Annotated in this window: 16 protein-coding genes; 11 read left to right on the plus strand and 5 right to left on the minus strand. The window is 44.6% G+C overall.

All coding sequences use genetic code 11. The features are described from left to right. Positions 1 to 110 precede the first annotated feature (110 nt). Positions 111 to 2,798, minus strand: coding sequence for a cation-transporting P-type ATPase (locus L975_RS01960; RefSeq protein ID WP_156121053.1), 2,688 nt, complete (start codon positions 2,796 to 2,798; stop codon positions 111 to 113). Positions 2,799 to 3,458: 660 nt separating this feature from the next. Between L975_RS01960 and L975_RS01965 the strand changes: the two genes are divergently transcribed. The 3 genes from L975_RS01965 to arcA all read left to right on the plus strand — a co-directional run bounded on the left by L975_RS01965 (position 3,459) and on the right by arcA (position 7,683). Further along, positions 3,459 to 4,424, plus strand: a complete 966-nt coding sequence (locus L975_RS01965) for a GGDEF domain-containing protein (protein WP_052181201.1) — start codon at positions 3,459 to 3,461, stop codon at positions 4,422 to 4,424. Positions 4,425 to 4,709: 285 nt separating this feature from the next. Beyond that, the gene (nhaC, locus tag L975_RS01970) at positions 4,710 to 6,257 is read left to right on the plus strand and encodes a Na+/H+ antiporter NhaC (protein ID WP_081995571.1); all 1,548 of its coding nucleotides are present in this window, start codon (positions 4,710 to 4,712) and stop codon (positions 6,255 to 6,257) included. Positions 6,258 to 6,408: 151 nt separating this feature from the next. Then, a complete protein-coding gene (arcA, locus tag L975_RS01975) occupies positions 6,409 to 7,683 on the plus strand; it encodes an arginine deiminase (RefSeq protein WP_047706894.1) in 1,275 nt (424 codons plus the stop codon). Positions 7,684 to 7,890: 207 nt separating this feature from the next. Here arcA and traT read toward each other — a convergent pair whose 3' ends face one another. The 3 genes from traT to L975_RS01990 all read right to left on the minus strand — a co-directional run bounded on the left by traT (position 7,891) and on the right by L975_RS01990 (position 11,141). Then, positions 7,891 to 8,628 (minus strand): complement resistance protein TraT, encoded by a 738-nt coding sequence (gene traT, locus L975_RS01980; RefSeq protein ID WP_039044779.1) that lies wholly within the window; start codon positions 8,626 to 8,628, stop codon positions 7,891 to 7,893. A 232-nt stretch (positions 8,629 to 8,860) separates the two neighbouring features. Further along, positions 8,861 to 9,970 (minus strand): YeeE/YedE thiosulfate transporter family protein, encoded by a 1,110-nt coding sequence (locus tag L975_RS01985; protein ID WP_230400767.1) that lies wholly within the window; start codon positions 9,968 to 9,970, stop codon positions 8,861 to 8,863. Positions 9,971 to 10,232: 262 nt separating this feature from the next. Continuing rightward, positions 10,233 to 11,141 carry a cation diffusion facilitator family transporter gene (locus L975_RS01990; protein WP_052181202.1) on the minus strand — a complete coding sequence of 303 codons (909 nt, stop codon included), beginning with the start codon at positions 11,139 to 11,141 and terminating at the stop codon, positions 10,233 to 10,235. Positions 11,142 to 11,326: 185 nt separating this feature from the next. Between L975_RS01990 and L975_RS01995 the strand changes: the two genes are divergently transcribed. The 6 genes from L975_RS01995 (at position 11,327) to L975_RS02020 (ending at position 15,633) form a co-directional block, all read left to right on the plus strand. Then, entirely contained in the window at positions 11,327 to 11,755 is a 429-nt protein-coding gene (locus L975_RS01995) for a VOC family protein (protein ID WP_047706895.1), read from the plus strand. A gap of 315 nt (positions 11,756 to 12,070) precedes the next feature. Beyond that, a complete protein-coding gene (gene ydfZ / locus L975_RS02000) occupies positions 12,071 to 12,274 on the plus strand; it encodes a putative selenium delivery protein YdfZ (RefSeq protein ID WP_047706896.1) in 204 nt (67 codons plus the stop codon). A gap of 337 nt (positions 12,275 to 12,611) precedes the next feature. Continuing rightward, positions 12,612 to 12,938 carry a DUF5684 domain-containing protein gene (locus L975_RS02005; RefSeq protein ID WP_047706897.1) on the plus strand — a complete coding sequence of 109 codons (327 nt, stop codon included), beginning with the start codon at positions 12,612 to 12,614 and terminating at the stop codon, positions 12,936 to 12,938. A gap of 475 nt (positions 12,939 to 13,413) precedes the next feature. Next, positions 13,414 to 14,055 carry a vancomycin high temperature exclusion protein gene (locus L975_RS02010; RefSeq protein ID WP_047706898.1) on the plus strand — a complete coding sequence of 214 codons (642 nt, stop codon included), beginning with the start codon at positions 13,414 to 13,416 and terminating at the stop codon, positions 14,053 to 14,055. Positions 14,056 to 14,149: 94 nt separating this feature from the next. Continuing rightward, positions 14,150 to 14,860 carry a hypothetical protein gene (locus tag L975_RS02015; RefSeq protein ID WP_156121055.1) on the plus strand — a complete coding sequence of 237 codons (711 nt, stop codon included), beginning with the start codon at positions 14,150 to 14,152 and terminating at the stop codon, positions 14,858 to 14,860. A 143-nt stretch (positions 14,861 to 15,003) separates the two neighbouring features. Then, the gene (locus tag L975_RS02020; RefSeq protein ID WP_047706899.1) at positions 15,004 to 15,633 is read left to right on the plus strand and encodes a DUF1349 domain-containing protein; all 630 of its coding nucleotides are present in this window, start codon (positions 15,004 to 15,006) and stop codon (positions 15,631 to 15,633) included. Between the two features lie 163 nt (positions 15,634 to 15,796). Here the strand turns inward: L975_RS02020 and L975_RS02025 are convergent, their stop codons facing one another. Continuing rightward, the gene (locus L975_RS02025) at positions 15,797 to 16,210 is read right to left on the minus strand and encodes a hypothetical protein (RefSeq protein WP_047706900.1); all 414 of its coding nucleotides are present in this window, start codon (positions 16,208 to 16,210) and stop codon (positions 15,797 to 15,799) included. Positions 16,211 to 16,493: 283 nt separating this feature from the next. Here L975_RS02025 and L975_RS02030 point away from each other — a divergent pair, with 283 nt between their 5' ends. After that, positions 16,494 to 17,672 (plus strand): MdtL family multidrug efflux MFS transporter, encoded by a 1,179-nt coding sequence (locus L975_RS02030; protein WP_047706901.1) that lies wholly within the window; start codon positions 16,494 to 16,496, stop codon positions 17,670 to 17,672. Between the two features lie 18 nt (positions 17,673 to 17,690). Then, positions 17,691 to 18,647, plus strand: coding sequence for an HTH-type transcriptional regulator YidZ (gene yidZ, locus L975_RS02035; protein WP_047706902.1), 957 nt, complete (start codon positions 17,691 to 17,693; stop codon positions 18,645 to 18,647). Positions 18,648 to 18,729: the final 82 nt, after the last annotated feature.

Genomic DNA, 18,729 nt, shown 5'->3' on the forward strand with positions numbered 1-18,729 from the left:
ATTTTTTAATGACGTAGTGAGTCTTTTGCCATCCATAGCCCGTCATCGCAATAAAAAAAACGCCATCAGAAATCTCTGATGGCGAATATTACCCGTACATGTGGGATGAGTTACATGCGTTTTCTGAAGATGACTTTTTCCAGTTCAACCAAGAAGAAGACCCCCAAGGCTAAAATGGCACTGATCACCCACTGGCCAAAGCTTAATGGGTAACTACCAAACCAGCGGTTCATAAACGGTAAATACACATACGCCAGTTGCAGCAGTAATAAAATGCCCACCATCAACCACGCCACTTTGTTATTAAATAGCCGTTCAAAACTTAAGCTAGAAACGTTGATGTAGCGGCTATTAAACAAATAGAAGGTTTGCGCTAATACCAGCACGTTGAGTGCCATGGTTTTTGCCAGCGCATCACTTTTCCCTGCCGACAATTCAAACGCAAATACGCACATGGTCAACACACCAATCAGCGTAGAAACGATGGCGACGCGCAGTAAAAATGCCGCACTGATAATCGACGAGCTAGCTTTACGTGGCGGACGACTCATCACATTCGGTTCACTGGGTTCAAACGCCAGTGCCAGCGCCAATGTCACAGCCACCACCATGTTCACCCACAAAATTTGTACGGCCGTGAGCGGCAAAGTCAGCCCCAACAAGACCGAGCACAACATAACAAAGCCTTGCGCACCGTTAGTAGGCAGGATGAAGAGCAATGATTTCTGGATATTATCGTAAATCGTCCGCCCTTCTTCGATCGCTTTTTCGATGGAGGAGAAGTTATCGTCGGCCAGCACGATATCCGCCGCATCTTTGGTCGCTTCCGTGCCCTTGATGCCCATTGCGATCCCGACATCGGCCCGTTTTAACGCTGGCGCATCGTTCACGCCATCCCCGGTCATCGCCACTACCTCGCCCTGTGCTTGCAGTGCCATCACCAGACGCAATTTATGCTCAGGGCTGGTGCGAGCAAAGATATCGCAGCGCTTAGCTAAACGTTGTAGCTCTTCATCATTCGCGACTTCCAACTGCTCGCCAGTCACAACTTCAATAGTGTCGGCCGCGCCAATCCCCATCGCAATACCAATCGCTTTGGCCGTATCAGCGTGATCACCGGTGATCATCTTGACCCGGATCCCCGCTTTGTGACACTCATGAATGGCGGTGATCGCCTCGGGACGTGGCGGGTCAACAATACCAATTAAGCCGACAAAAACCATATCCTGCTCAAGGTCACTGATCTCTAATGTCTCTTTGCTCAGTGGCACGGCACGCATTGCCGCCGCCAAGACCCGTAATCCTTGACTGCCCAAGGCTTCAACTTGCGCATTCCAAAATGCGGCATCGATAGGCTCTGTCACTCCGTTCTCGTTGAGTTCAAACTGACAGCGGGCAATCAAGCGATCTGGCGCACCTTTGAGATAAATTTTACGCTCTTTGGCTGGCGAATCACTGAGTGTCGCCATGAATTTATTGGCTGATTCAAAGGGAATTGCCGCTACGCGCTCATACGGCGCAGCATCAAAGCCACCTTTATTACCAAGTACGCGTAGCGCAGCTTCGGTCGGCTCACCAATAATCCGCCACTCATCATTCTCTTTAACCACGTGGGTATCATTTGCCACCGTCACCACTTCCAGCAACGCAGACAAGCCAGTTCGCTCTGCTGCATTGAGGTTATTCCCATCTAAGGTGATCACCCCTTCCGATTGGTAACCATCCCCACTCACATCATACTGACCGCAACGTGTTACCACTTTTTGCGCGGTCATTTCATTACGGGTTAAGGTGCCGGTTTTATCCGAGCAAATCACGGTGACCGAACCTAAGGTCTCTACCGCGGTCAGCTTGCGGGTTATCGCATTGCGCTGTGCCATCCGCTGCACACCAATGGCCAGCGTAATGGTCAAAATGGCAGGCAGACCTTCAGGGATTGCGGCGACCGCAAAGCCAATTGCTGCCATGAACACGTCGACCAACTCTTGGCCATGGAACAGCACACCAATCAGCAGCATCAACACCAGCATGGCAACCACAACCCACGCCAACGCTCGGCTGAAGCGGTCCATCTGTTTAGTCAGTGGCGTATCCAGCGCTTCAACTTCACTGATCATCCGGCTGATTTGTCCGATCTCAGTGTGAGCACCAGTAGCGGTAACCACCCCGATACCGCGCCCTGCTGACACAATCGAACCGGAATAGGCCATGCAATTACGATCCCCCAGTGGGGCGTCCGCCGCTAAAGCCTCAATATCTTTATCTGCTGGGACAGACTCACCAGTCAGTGCTGATTCTTCAATTCGTAGCCCAGTCGCCTCAAACAGACGCAGATCGGCTGGCACGCGGTCACCCGAGCGCAGTCGGACAATATCGCCCACCACCAGCTCATCGGCATTGATTTCATCCCAGGCATTGTCGCGTAAAACTTGCGCTCGTGAAGAGAGCATTTTGCGGATACCAGCCAGCGCCGTTTCCGCTTTGCCCTCTTGCACAAAGCCGACAATCGCGTTCAGTACCACCACCCCGACAATGACCCAAGTATCAACCCAGTGGCCGAGAAATGCGGTGGCCGCTGCTGCGGCGAGCAGGATGTACACCAGCATATTCTTGAAGTGATTGATAAAACGAATGAAAACCGATTCTCGCTCCGGCTCCGGCAACCGGTTCGGCCCGTATTTACTGAGCCGCTGCTGAGCCTCAGTGCTGCTCAACCCCTGTTCCGTGGTTTCAAATGTTTTGAGAGCTTGAGAGACATCAAGGGAATGGGGGTGAGATAACTCTTTGTTATTCATCATTAGTTAACCTCAGACAGCCTTTTTTTATCAGGATACGTGAACGGATTGCCCCTACAGGGAGATATTTCAAACGCTTAATCCTCATGCAACAAAATGTAGCATAAGCCTGTGATTTTGCTGGTTCCTCAGGTTAACCTTGTGAATATCGTCACCTATGCAAATGCCAGCATAAAAGCTAGGTCACGAAATTCATCTCTAGCATGCAATGCGCCCTTTCATCCATTTTTATCTGCAAATATTCTAATTAATTAAATACTGAACAATATTGACTCAGCTATATCTACTTAGCTATATCCACTTAGTTATGCCGACACCTCATCACAAATAACCGCTCACGCTCGCCCTTAACTGCTGTAATTGGTTGCCTCAAGGTCACGATCACAATAAAACCATTTGTTACTTTATCGTATGGAAAAGAGACGCTTTACTTTCAGAGAGATATACGTGGAATAGTCGTTTAGCCACCCCATATCGAATAGTGGTTTAGTGTCTTAAAATAGCCAGACTCGTATTTTATAACTGTAAAAAAAGTATAGTTCGCAACGGTTTGCTCCGTTATTCCCTCTTGCAATCTTGCTTGTTTTATATACACTCCGCGCCTCATGATGCATAAGACATCAAGTAATAAAATTAACATTTACAGACAGAGTCTCGCTTGCCATGAATAACAATCCACTTTCCGCAGCCGAATACAACCGCTTGCTTGATCACCGAATGCACAACAAAAAGCTGAAAACCATCGCCTTTCTAGAAAAACAAGAGAAGACCGTCAATACTGTGGCAGGATTTACGCTGATAGGCATCATCGGGATCTGTGATTTCCTGATGGGCTACGAAATTGCCTTTTCATTATTCTATGTTCTGCCTATCGCGTTTTTACTGTGGTTTACGGGGAAAAAAGCCGGTCTTATCGCTTCATTTGTCAGTGCGATTGTTTGGTTGCTGGCGGATAAAGCCTCTGGGCATGTCTATTCCTCTATGATTATTCCGCTGTGGAATACGGTGATTCGGTTATCTTTTTTTATTATTATTGTTTTACTGCTCTCTGCGCTGCGCAGTTCTATTCAACGTGAAAAGACATTGGCACGAATGGACAATTTAACTGGCGCGATTAATTCTCGCTATTTTTATCTTCTAGTCGAGCGCGAATTAGATCGATTCCATCGTTATGGTAATCCATTCAGTCTGGTTTATATTGATTTGGATAATTTCAAAGCGGTTAATGATTGCTCCGGTCATGCCGGAGGAGATGAAACACTAAAAAGCGTGGTGGCATTTATCCAAACGCATTTACGACGTACGGATATTGTAGCGCGCCTGGGCGGCGATGAATTTGCCTTAATGCTACCGGAAACCAATCTCGACATGGCGCAAAGCGTTTGCACCAAACTCCAGAGCGGCTTATTAGCCGAAATGCAGCAGCACGGCTGGCCCGTTACTTTCAGCATGGGAGTCTTAACCTGTCAAGATTCTGCCAAACCACAAAGTGTCGATGAATTAGTGCAACGTGCCGATGAGTTGATGTACACGGTTAAGCATACAGGCAAAAACGGCATTTTATATGAACAATATATGTGCGCGCCAAAATCCCCCACTTCGCACACCACCGATTCTGATACTGCGTAACCCGCTGCCATTTATGGCTGACTAAAAGCGAACAGCGATTGATGTATTGCGCTACCGCCCATGCCCCATTAAGCGACTATTGGTCATCATTGCGTTATGGACAAGCACGCTATACTTAACGCGAATGTGGTAGCGCTCACTTATTTTGCAACGATACGAAATCGCATGATCTGCGTCGCGTCATCTGCACATAAAACCGCCCGCTACTACACCCACTACTACAGACAGATAGTTAGTGGTTAGCTCATCTATAAAGACAATTTGTCTTATACATGTGGGGTGAATATGTCTGATTCAAATCAAAAACGTACAGTGAAAGCCCCCAGCTATGCGGATGCACTCATTCCTGTATTCACCCTGATCATCTTGGTTGGCACGTCAGTATCCCTGTTTGGCTTAAATGCCGTACAAGGCCCGTTACAAGTCGCGATTATTGTCAGTACCATGATCACGGCCCTCATCATCCTGAAAAATGGCTATACGTGGGATGATGTCGCCGAATCAAGCCGCAAAGGAATATCCTCGGTTTCTGGTGCCATCTTTATTTTATTCTCCGTAGGCGCACTGATCGGCACGTGGAATATGTCGGGCACCATTCCTACCATGGTGTACTACGGGATTATCATGATCTCGCCGAATTGGTTCTATCCGATCGCCTTTTTAGTCTGTATTTGTGTCTCACTCAGTATTGGCAGTTCGTGGACCACCGCAGGCACCATTGGTGTCGGGTTGATTGGCTTAGCCACTATGCTTGGCTTATCACCAGAAATAACTGCCGGCGCCGTCATCTCCGGTGCCTACGTGGGCGACAAAGCCTCTCCGCTATCCGAAAGTACCGTGCTAGCCGCCCAGCTTAATGGCGTTGATCTGTACAAACATATTCGCAATCAACTCTGGTCTACCGTGCCTTCCGCGCTGATTGCGTTGATCGTTTTTATTGTTTTGGGGATCAGCCAACACAGCGGCTACGACAGCACCATTACCAACAATGAACTGACTCGTTTTGATGAGTTATTCAATATTACGCCGTGGAATTTGTTGCCGTTGGTCTTTTTGCTTGGCTTGTCGCTGTTTAAGGTGCCAGCTCCACTTGCCATTATTTGCTCAGCTATCTTAGCTGGTGTCATGACGGCGTTTATGCAGCCACAAGCCATTGCCCGTTTTATTACCGACTCTGATGCATCCTCCTTCCTATTAGCGATTAAAGCGACTTGGACTGCAATGGCATCGGGCTTCCAAGAAAACTCAGGGATGGAGCAAATAGATGCCTTGCTCTCGCGTGGCGGAATGGACAGCATGTTGCTCACCATTTGGCTGATTATCGGCGCATCAAGTTTTGGTACGATGGTCGACGATTTTGGCCTGCTAAATAAATTGGTCGAGCCATTATTATTGCGAGCAAAAAGCATTGGCAGTCTTTTTGCCTCGGTCGTTGCCACCGCAATAGGCCTGAACATTACCGCCGGCGATCAATATATCGCGCTATTACTGCCGACACGGATTTATCGCAATGAGTTTGCCAAACGCCATTTAGCGCCAGAAAACTTATCACGTATCGTCTCCGATGCCGGTATTGTCACCTCTCCCCTGATCCCATGGAATTCATGTGGTGCCTATATGGCGGCAGTATTGGGGGTGTATACCATGTCATATATGCCATTTGCGGTATTTAATATCGCCGCCCCCATCATCACACTCTTATTGGGGATCACGGGCTTTAAAATTAGACGCATTGTTTTAAATGCAACCAATACCGAATCGTTAACTACAGAGTCGTTAAGCTCTGATAACACAGAAACAGCGAAAAGCAAATCGGACAATCAATCGACCTAAACGCTAATCGGTCGGGAAAATACGCATGCATTCATGTCGGCAATATAGCGATGTTAAAGCAGTGATGTTAAATCGGTGATGATAGCGATATGGGTGATGGTTCGAGAATTAACACAGGCATTATGACCCTCTGACAAAGGCAGGTTCTATTATGTCAGCAAAGAAAAACACTCCGCGTAAATTTGGTGTGCATTCAGAAGTCGGCAAGCTGCACAAAGTCATGGTGTGCGCCCCGGGAAAGGCGCATAACCGCCTAACCCCCAGTAATTGTGACCAACTGCTGTTTGATGATGTCCTGTGGGTTGAAAGAGCCAAACGCGACCATTTCGATTTCATGACAAAAATGCGTGAACAAGGGGTCGATGTTGTTGAAATGCATAATCTACTGGCAGAAACACTTGCACTACCCGACGCGAAAAAATGGATTTTGGATCAACAAATCATTCCCAATGAAGTCTCTCTCGGGATCCTTAATGAAACGCGCAGTTTTCTGGATGGATTAGCCCCCAGAGCCTTAGCCGAAGTGTTGATTGGCGGCTTATCGACCAGTGAATTGGCGAACGAAGGCTATGCGGATCTGGAGGAGTTGAAATTAATCCGTGAAGCAGTCGGCATTACCGAGTACCTCTTGCCACCACTGCCCAACACTCTTTATACCCGTGACACCACCTGCTGGATTTATGGCGGGGTAACTCTCAACCCGCTCTATTGGCCAGCGCGCCACGAAGAAACCGTATTAACCACAGCGATTTATAAATTCCATCCAGACTTTGCTAACGAAGAGATCAATTTTTGGTGGGGCGATCCGACCGTACATCACGGCACCGCGACGCTGGAAGGCGGTGATGTGATGCCGATTGGAAATAAAACCGTGCTGATTGGCATGAGTGAACGCACCTCACATCAAGCCATCACGCAATTAGCCGCGGCGCTGTTTGCCAACAAAAACTCCGGCGTTGAACGTGTGATGATTGCCGCCATGCCCAAACTGCGTGCCGCCATGCATCTGGATACGGTATTTACCTTCTGCGATCATGATGTCGTCACGCTATACCCTGCTATCGTCAACCAAATTAAAACCTTCTCATTGCGTCCTTCTGATGGCCCCACCGGCATGAAGCTTAAGCGTGATAAAGGCACCTTTGTCGAGGCCGTCGCCGCGGCCTTGAATCTGAAAAAATTGCGTGTGGTTGAAACCGAAGGAAATGATTACGATACCGAACGCCAACAATGGGACAGTGGTAACAATGTGGTCGCCCTCGCCCCTGGGGTCGTGATGGCTTACGATCGTAATACCAAAACCAATACTCAATTACGCAAACAAGGCGTTGAAGTAATTGAAATTGTCGGCAGTGAACTTGGTCGTGGTCGCGGCGGTGGTCACTGTATGACCTGCCCGATCATTCGTGATGCCGTTGATTATTAGCTTTGCGTTTAACTGTATTGATCGCCTTGAGTGGCATAGTGATAGATAGTGATAACCACGACAGTGAATAGCCAACAGCACGCAAATAAAAGCAGCAAGCCCAGCAGGTGAATACCCACTGGGCTTGTTAATTTTAAACACTCACTTCAGAACTCGATTATTCAGACATTAACCGAGCGTTTTTCATCAGCATGAAAAGCAATGCCATTACAGGATATTGCTGATTGCATTCGCCAATTCTTTTTCTAAAACTGGCTTAGCTTCTTCAAACTTCAAATTCACCTTATTGGCATTGGAGATCACACGTGTTTGGTATTTTTGCTTGTGTTCTTCCTTTGCACTGGTTTGGACTTTGTAGCCGGAAGTCCCTTGTGTCAGCGCCGCGACATCATTGGTCATAACTTTACCGTTAGTACGCTCAGTGATCTGAACATCAGTAACCATGGTATAGTTAATATCTTCCACCAAGGTATCGGCCGCTAAACCAATAACACCGGCAGCCAAACCAACCCCTAACGTGGTACCCGCTGAATTAGAATTATAAGCTGCGATACTCGAGCCTAATGCTGCGCCAGTAATTGCACCTTGATAACCTTGGCCTAACAGACCATTGGCTTCACGCAAGTCCATTTTATCAGCTTTCAATACGTTCGCTTGAATCCAATAATTCGCTTTTTCAGGATCAGCAACAACGGTATACCCTTTGGCACGAATATCTGTACTGATCAATTCTTGCAGCGAACTCATATCTTTATTTGAGGTATTTTTTACCTGCAAATACACTGTCCGTTGCGAAGAAGGCTCCAGCCATATTGTCTCACTCATTTGAGTGTTTACTTCGAGATTACGTTTCTTTATTGCGGTATGCATTGCACCACAACCGGTCAAAGAAAATACGCACACTAACACAGCAGCAAAAACTACTTTTTTATTAAAAATACTCATTTTAGTCACACCCGTACAACAAGATGGTTTTTTAGATAATACTTATAATGAGCATTCATGATACAATAGAAAAATGATGTTTTCACGCAGAAACTTTCACATTATGTGATGTGCAGACTGCCTTATCTGTGCATTTATTGTTCAATTAAATTCAATTCAAGCTTCAACTTGGCGCTGTCTATCCAAACAACAGCGCCATTCTCCCTCTATTTATGTATCCATTAAGACATAATTAAGCGTAAAAGAATTTACGTAGTTGGATCCCCAATACACTGCCAAACAGAGCCACCAGCATCCAGATCCAACCATGTAAACTGCCCGATGCGGTACCATCAAAGAAGCCGCCGAGGTTACATGCCGCATACATGGCGCCAATCCCCATTAATAAGCCACCGAGCACAGATGCAATCATCACCTTCAACGTCATTTGATTATCGTTTGGCTTATTCAAGATAGATTTCGACAGCGCTGCGCCCAGCACACCCGCCCAGAACATGCCTACCATCGGGTTACTGAATAAAGGGATCGCAAGCTTAGGATTATCACTAAAAAAGCCGAACCAAGAGGCAAATCTTAGCGACATATCATAAATTGCACCGGTGATTGTCCATGCCGAACCATGTAAAGCCACAATGCTGGAGTTCAATAGCGCAATAATGATGCCACCGGTCAGTACGGTAAAACGGCCATCACGCCAAAACAAATTCTCGCCACGTAATAGCGGCTTAACTTGACCTGAACGTTTAAACTCAATGCCCGTAAATACAAGGAATAACAGCAGTACTAAGCCAAGATTCAGTAACGCCCCACTCCATAAACTGCCTGTAAAGTCTTTCATCAAGATCACTTGGCTATGAAACATCCCATTGATAGCCTGTTGATATGACTTACCGATTAATGTTCCGATACCATAAAATACTAACACCAGCCAAAAACGCGGCCGCGCCTCACCACAGCAATATAGAGTTCCCGACGCACATACGCCAGCCAGCTGCATACCACAGCCAAACAGGAATGCTCCCACAATAAATGGGATCCCGACCGGCATAATATTACCGGTCATCTTGCCACCAAACAGTGCATGGCTAAAAGATAGACACAATGTAAAAAGGACTATCTCGATGAAGATGGTGATCAGGTGAGTTCTAACATAATAGCTGTTGCCTTTGCTGATCATCTCTCGCCAACCAAAGACAATGCCAAAGCCACTGAATGACAGAGTAAAGCCGAGCAAAAGACCAATCAGCGCCATCAGTGACCATTTCAGACCAAACGCTTGTTCCAACCAAACAAGCAAGCCTGCGGCTAAGCAAGCAATAAGAGTTACGTATTTTTTATTCACGACTGCATCAGAGGTAGAAAAACAGGCGATAGATAATACAAAAAAGCAGACAACCCGCCAATCAGACTGTTTCTTACAGTGAAGATTATTATTGAGATCAGTTATTGCAAGCTAAAGAACACATACATCCATCACTCGCCCATCAACACGAAACAAACATTTGAGTAGCATTATGCGTCACAATCAAAGCAATGTATTTACATGGTCAATATTCTCAATGCCGAAAATAGTATGCAATTAAAAGCACTACCGGCACACCATCTCACAGCCATTTTTCATTGCGATAAAACGAAATACTCATCCATAAATCCAAACCAGGTTCATTAATTTCTTTCGCAATATTATCGCGAATATTATCTAATTCACTGATCCCTACATACTCCATACTTTCTGGTAGCACAATGTAGATCTCGACAAATAATCCTCGCCCAATACGGGTTTCATAATGCGAATATTTAACAAAGCCATAGCGTAGTAACGTTTTTTGCATAATTTGATCGATTTTCTTTTCCAAGCTTTCGGAAGTAATCACCAGTACTTCTTTTATCGCATTAAACACAATTTTTGCTGGTACCGGTGTCACACAGAGTATCAACACAGCCAATATGCTGGAGTCTACATAAGGGACTAAAAATGCATATTGCGATTCCTGTAAAAACCACGCCAGCACGAAGGCAAGAAATATCGCTGTACTAATGGCCGTTGAAATCATCCAACCACGCACATCAAGATCAATGATCGGTGACGCCATTCCCTTATTGGCCTGCTTTTGCTTCATGGTGATAATCACACAGGCCACGGTCACCACAAAAGCATAAGCCATTGCCCAGCCCAACTCGAAGTGACTGCCACCATCCAATAAGTTTTGTACGGCATTAGCAAAGGCATATAAGCATAGAAGAAGCAGCATGCTGCCATTTAGCACCAACACCAAAGGCTCCACATGCCAAAACCCGTATTGGAAACGGCGACTACTGGGATTTTTCCCCACTAGTCGCAACACAAATAGCGCTAAGCCCGACAAGAAGGCATCAAGTACGGCGTACATACCATCGAACAAAATAGACTGTGAACTGGTAATAAAACCAAAGGCGACACTAAGGCAAGCGATGCCTGTAGCCCCATAGATGGAGCGCTGCAATAGCGCCTGCTCACGTTGAGTATCTGGCACGAGCAATACCTCCGGAAAACAGCCTTCAATGCATATAGCGTGGCCTATACGTGTGCTGCCTATGAGTATAGTTGAGGCATATTGATTTACTCGCCAAGTGAGGGTCAAAGAATAGAACAGAAATCTAGCCTGAAATGCACTATGCTTAGACAAGCTTAATCACACGTTATTTCAAGGAATTGAGCATGATCGACCATACAGGGATTCAGGTGTCTAATATTGCGCTGAGCAAGGTTTTTTACGAAGCGGTTTTACATTGCTTAGGTTATAAAATCTGTCTGGACTTTGGACATGCGATTGGCTTCGGTACGCCAATCAGTTGTGATACCGAATACGCTGATGGCCGTGATCCGGGCGGTGATTTTTGGATTTCTGTAGGCACGCCCCATACCCCGCGTACACACATTGCGTTCCGAGCAGCAACACATGATGAAGTGAATGCTTTTTATCAAGCAGCGCTTCAGCATGGCGCTACGTGCAATGGCTCCCCAGGTTACCGAGCACAGTATCACCCCAATTATTACGCAGCTTTTGTGCTCGATCCCGATGGATACAATCTCGAAGCGGTATGCCACAAAGCGCCAGAACTTACCGAGAAAAAGAGAATGCCGTAAAGTTAGAAAATATCACCGCCAAGATAATCATTCTAAATAATAATAGAGGGTCTATGACTGGATCTAGTAAAGCACTCGAATCCAGCGTCGATTTCCTAAAGTGACGATTTATTGCCAACATTGCGCAACAACAATAATTCAACATCATATAAAAACAAATTAAAAACAATAAAACCAACATTTAAAACATGACTATTTACACACCATTCCACCTCCTCAAAAAACATCTATATTGATATAGCTCAATGAATTGGCTTTATTTTAGCGTTATCAAATGCCCACTATCTCATTGAACCAATGTGAACGGAGGAGACGATGAAAACTTATGATCGAAACCGTAACGCCATCACGATTGGCAGTTATGTTATGGTGGCTGAAAGTGGCGCTACAGGCGTGATAAAAAATATAGATGCCCAAGGAAAATCAGAAGAACAGGTCAGACGCGCTAACTGCGTATCTATAGATGGCATTGATGGTGTATTTTGCCCACTCGAACTTATTAGACTTAAGTTTAACTAATTATCGCGATTGGCATAATCCGATTCCACTGCCACTCACGTAAAATACGAACATAACACAAGACGATAGAAATTCATCTGTACCTTATTAATCATGAAGCGCTCTATAGATGAGCGCTTCATCCCTGCCCATGCTAGCCCCCCTCCCCACGTCAAATGCCCTATTGTGGAGTAATCGTCATCTTCGATTTTTTTATCATGCTAAAACCTACATTTACAGCAATCATGATCTATCTTTAACACAGAGGCAGGATGAGGATGCGTAGCATCACTGCTGAGAGATAGCCCTGATGCCTCACCGATTAACATTCGGCTAATACTCAACCAAGGAATAATACATGATCCTATTTTTCTTGGTTTTTATTATCATCATGACGGCTAGTACATGGTGCATTTTTGTCAAAGCAGGCTACCCCGGTTGGGCGGCAATCATCCCCTTTTATAGCACCATCATAATATTAAAAATTACTCACCGACCACTTTGGTGGATTTTCTTGCTAATCATGCCAATAATCGGATTTATTATCTCGTTTATTGTTTTTATTGATCTAGCTAAAACTTTTGGTAAAAACGTTTACTTCGGTATCGGTTTAGCCCTATTTGGCTATATCTTTTTCCCGATATTAGGCTTTGGCAAGGCAAAATATACAGGCAAAAATATTTAACCATGTTACATTCAACATTTTAAATGTAAATACAAACAACTTGGAGATATTCAAGCCATTATCCGCTTGAATAACCATCCTTTCGTCATCATAGAAAAGTGTAATCATCCCCGCGGCACTTAAACTCAAAACCTTCTCATAATGACAAACTATCACGTTTAAATTAAGTCAATAAAACATGCTCAGCTCATACACCAAGCTGATTAAATTGCGCGTGACAATGTCAACGCGCTAACCTATTCGAAAATGATTATTAGAACCCTAGATTAGATCACACAAATGTAGCGAACACCTTACAGACATATGCGCATTGATTCTGTAATATATCGTTTAACACTACTAACCAAGACATGACTGGCCAATTATTATACTTCCACAATCTGGATATTAGTGGATTATAGATAATCACTCTTAAAACTGGCAATGCGCTAATCACGCACAAAGGTCATAACTAACCATATATGGAATTATTGCTGTGCAGTTAACATCGAGATGGACTATTTATACAATAATTACACTAAGCGCCTTACTCATTACCGTTGTAGCTTATGCAAATTTTAAAGTGATGCGTTTTGAGTCACTGACAACTAACAACACCAATGAGCTAAAAAATGGCAATGTCTGTCTAGTTCTAGGCACAGCAAAACTCCTTCGCAGTGGAAATGAAAATCAATTTTATAGCAATCGAATACACGCTGCATACTTGGCCTACACCTCAGGGAAATGCGCTAAATTCATTGTGTCGGGCGACAATAGACACCATGACTATAACGAGCCCGACATGATGAAAGACAGCCTATCAAGACTGGGCATTCCCACTGAGGATATTTACTGTGATTATGCCGGAGGAAGAACATTAGATTCGGTTATTCGATTTAAGATGGTTTTCGGCCAATCATCAGGCATTGTCATCTCGCAGCAGTTTCATAACGCGAGAGCCATCTACATTGGGAAAAGTCACAATATTAATTTAATCGGATTGAATGCAGAAGACCCAACAGCGTTCAGTAGTTTTAAAACTAAATTTCGCGAAGTATTTTCTAGAACCAGAGCATTTTTTGATGTTGAAGTCTTCAATTCCGAGCCTAGGCATTATGGTGATAAAGTGAACATTTAGAGTCTTTAACTCAGTGAGATATAAAATACCAGCAAAATTTTAACTCCAAAAAACACGAAAATAAAAATATAGACATAACCAAAGAGATATCAAAGTGAACCACTCAAATAAATTAATTGTCATGCTATTACTTACTCTGTCACCATCAATAGCCAGCGCAACAGATATATTTAACAATTGGGTACCTAACGGATGGCGGATGTTTTCACAGGCAACCGGCGATCTGAATAACGATGGCAAAGATGACGCCGTACTGATCATTGAAGAGAATAATCCGGATAAGATAATTAAAGATCCCAAAGAGAAAGATAAAACGTACAACACTAATCCAAGAACATTAATAGTCTTATTTAGTCGTAATGAGCGATATGAAAAAGTAATTTCCCGTAGTGACCTACTACCTACGGAAGGAAATATTAACTATCCATGTCAAAAAGATCTTCTAGCTGGAGGTGGTATTTCAATTAATAAAGGAAAGATCTTATTCACCCTGGCTAACGTATCAAATTGCGGGACAGGCCTAACCTCAACGGATACATTTACGTTCAGGCATGACCACAATGATGACTTTGAGCTGATTGGTCGTGATAGTTTGTCATTTTCAAAAAAGACTGGAGCTGAGTTGAAAGTTAGCATAAATTATCTTACCAAAAAGGTAAAAGTAACCGCAGGCGGAAATATTTATACGCACAAACAAGGTAACGATAAATGGAGTAAGATAAGCCCTGTTGGCTTAAGTAAAATTTCAACATTCAAAATTCAGTGTTTTGGCTCATCAACATTAGGTTGCGAATGGTCTATATGATACTTTCCACATGAAAAATGCAATCACCAATAATTGCATTATTAACACGTACAAGCACCTAAATAAAGTATCTTCAGCTTCGAATTGTTTTTTATTTAGGTGGCTTTGAGTGACATAACATCTATATAGCGATAAGGGTTTTAATGATGGATTTTACTGTCGGAAAATGGATTTATAAGCCAAAAACCAGCGAAGTGACATCTGAGTTCGTATCGATAACTACGGAGCCAAAAACAGATTTTTGGCAACGCTCATACTATGGTTTTCGTAATGATAATGCCCCTGCATTATTAATTGAAGTTGAGCAAAATTTCACATTTACCGTGAAGGTAAGCTTTGATTACCAAGCACTGTTCGACCAATGTGGCATCATCATATACCTCGATAATGAAAATTGGGTTAAAGCCTCTATAGAGTATGAAAACCCAACATTTTCTAGACTCGGAAGCGTGGTGACCAACTTAGGCTATTCAGACTGGGCAACATCGGATATCCCTCTTCCCAAAGAAATTTGGTATCGCTTAAATCGCCGAGGGCCTGATTTTCTCATCGAATCATCGTTTGATGGCCAAGCGTTCAAGCAAATGCGGATATTTCACTTGCATAAGCTGGGAGAGACTACGCCAGAAATGGGCAAATGTAATCCACCGCTAGCAGCGCAAAATTCGGTGCAATTTGGAGTTTATGCATGCAGCCCTTCAGAGTCATCGTTTATTGCCAAGTTTACCGAAATGAATCTAGAGCCTTGTAAGTGGTTAGCTCACGTAGCTTAAAGACTCGCTGATTGCGCATAATTAAGCGGATTAAAAGCATACAAACCCGAGATGCGCGTTTAGGCGCAACTCGGTATGATGGGCATAAATGACCCGATAATTGTTGCCCTCACCAGTCATTCAAAGCTAAGACGCCGACCATGACATGAGGTTGCCGAAGTACTCAATAGATCCGAACTTTCAAAACAAATGGTGTGGTTTTATTGTCATCTTTTACCCCACCCATCTGGTAGACCCGAATAGTATACTTACCAGACTCGGGTAGAATACTGTCGTAGTTACCCTCTGACATTGAGCCATTAAATAACGCCTCCCCACTGCTATTTGGCCCCATGACGTTATAGTAAGTCGTCAACCGCTTACTCTTTAGATACACCTGCATACGCTGGCCTTTCTTTGCCACCAAGGTGAAATCACTGACATCGCTACCGGTAATTTTCCCTTTAATCTCCGCACCAGATGTACCTTTTTGAAACTGAACGGCTTGTGAGGTGTCAGCCGCCAACACGAATGGGCTCGCCATCAATAACATTGCACCTAAAAGGCCAGCACTCGCCGACCGCAAACAACGCTTCATCAGTTACTCCATTCAAAATGATTTTAAGAGCCATTATGCAATTTATCACTCACTCCGAGCGTCGGTAAAACGCAGCATTGTGTGAATCCATTTCAGCCAGTGCTGTTTTCTCATTAGTACCGCACATGCTCTTGATGTTTCCTGATTGGAAAGTTTCGATGGCCAGATGTTCACTAGGTATAACCCGAGCATCATCATATAGTTACCACCAAAATGGGTTCGACTAAAAACGCTAATGCCGCCTCTTCTAAGAGGTAGCAAGGCCTGTCTGTGTGGGGATCTGATGCGAATTTTTTTATTATGTTGTTTCTGGATGATTATCCTTTACCCGGTAGGCATAGATCTCTACCTCGTAGCCGTACCGCATATTGCGGATAGCTTGCATGCGGATGATGCACAGATCCATACCGCCTTCTCAATCTATCTGTTTGGTATGGCCGCTACAGTGTTAATCGGAGGCGTGATTGCTGACCGTTATGGTCGGCGAAGAGTGGTTCTTGCCGGCGCATTACTCTTCACTATCGCCTCGTTGGTGGCTGCAACTGCCTCTCACATCTACGGTTTCTATTTCGGCCGTTTCTGGCAAGGTGCAGGGGCTGGCGCGCTCTACATTATGTCATTCACGATTCTTCGTGATGTTTTAAGCCAAGAGCGGCTTGCCTCCGCACTCGCCATGATCAATGGCGTTATTTGCGTAATACCGGTTTTAGCCCCTGTACTCGGCTACATTATTTTGTCTCACTCCAGCTGGCGTGGCATTTTCATCGCCATGGCTAGCATTGCCATATGCTGTGGCCTTATCAATCTCGTCTTACTCAAAGAAACGCGACCAGTAACCCCACACCAGAGAGGTTTATCTACGTCATTTGCTGTATTACGTGAACCTCGCTTTATGTTGCTTTCGTTGCTCACTAGCGCCAGTGTTACCAACATTTTGGTTTATGTCAGTGTCTCTCCGTTATTACTCATGAAGCAGCTGGGATTTACCGCCGAACAATACTCCATCGTAATGATGGTAATGGCTGGCGTTAGCATGGCCACCTCATTTCTCACTCCGTTACTATTACGCTGTTTTGGCAGTCATAACGTCTTGGCGTTCTCACATTTAGCCTACTTACTGGCGCTGTTGAGCCTCATCGGCACCTGGCACCTAAATGGTAATATTGAGTTATTGCTCTTGGCTTTTTCTCTCATCTGTATTGGTTTTTCTTGTGGATTTGGTATCGCGATGGGAGATGCATTGAATGAATGCCAACAAGACAATGTGGCTTTTGCCAGTGCCATTCTTTGCATCATGCAAATCAGTCTTTCAGGTTTGTACATCTGGCTAATGGGGTACCTCGAATTTACGCCATCTGAAATGCTGATGTATTCTCTACTGGTTAGTTTGCTCAGTTATCTCGCCGTTAAAGTACTGGTACCATGGTTTATGGTTAATCACCCAAATCAATTACGCGGGTAGTAAGTTATGAGAGGGAAAATGCGTTCTTTGAATGAGCTCGACTTGAATCTGCTCGTTGTATTCAAGCATTTAATGCAAGAGCGCAGTGTTGCGGGCGCAGCACAAAAACTCTGTGTGACCTCCTCCGCGGTGAGTAAATCGCTCGCTAAACTTCGTGATTGGTTTGATGATCCACTCTTTGTGAGGGTTCGGCAGCGCTTACAGCCAACAAACTTATCTCTGAGTTTGGAGCAAGAACTCAAGGTCTGGTTTCAGCTAACCGATAGCATTGCATCGCTCAACAGCGATGCAATTCCTGATGGGGCGAGTTTCAATCTAGTGATGGAGTCGCCCTTTTACATCAGTTTCTTAAATGATTTACCTATGACTATTTATGAGAAATATCCAAACTCGGTAGTCAAGGTTTTAGGATGGGATCACCAATCGCTCAATACCATTATCAGCGGTGAAGCAGATCTTGGCTTTTGCGCACGAGAAACGTACGGACGCTCTCATGCCAAGCTCACTCGACTGCCTTATTACATCGATCACGAGATACTATTTACTGACCGTCCCGTGGTCTTTCTGCGCCAAGACCACCCTCTCTTAAAACAGGAGTGGTCACTCGAAAACTTCCTAGCATGCCCGCAAATCAGCATGATATGGGAAGCTAACGAGACTTGGGCACTTGATAATGTGCTAAATGATGAAGGGCTAAAACGCCATGTTCCGATCATGGTTTCCAGCTTTGAACAAGCACTACATATTGCGTCTCAATCAAGTCATGAACTCATTGCTATCGCACCGTCATATTGCACCAGTTATGCCCAAAGGCATCATGGCAATCTGATCGCCAAGCCATTGCCACTTGCCGAACCGCTGTACACACAGCTAGAGATTCATTTCATATTGCTGTGGCATAAACGACATAACCAAGATGCAAAAGTAATGTGGTTACGCAATGAAATAAAAAGGCTCTATCGGCAAGAGCCATAATTTAGCTTCTTCGCGGAGCTTTTCGTGCAAATTTACCGGCCAATTTTCACAAATTGAGTATCTCCTAGAGCATGGGGCACTA

It is taken from the genome of Plesiomonas sp. ZOR0011 (assembly GCF_000800945.1).
Lineage (GTDB): Bacteria > Pseudomonadota > Gammaproteobacteria > Enterobacterales > CAMTGL01 > Plesiomonas > Plesiomonas shigelloides.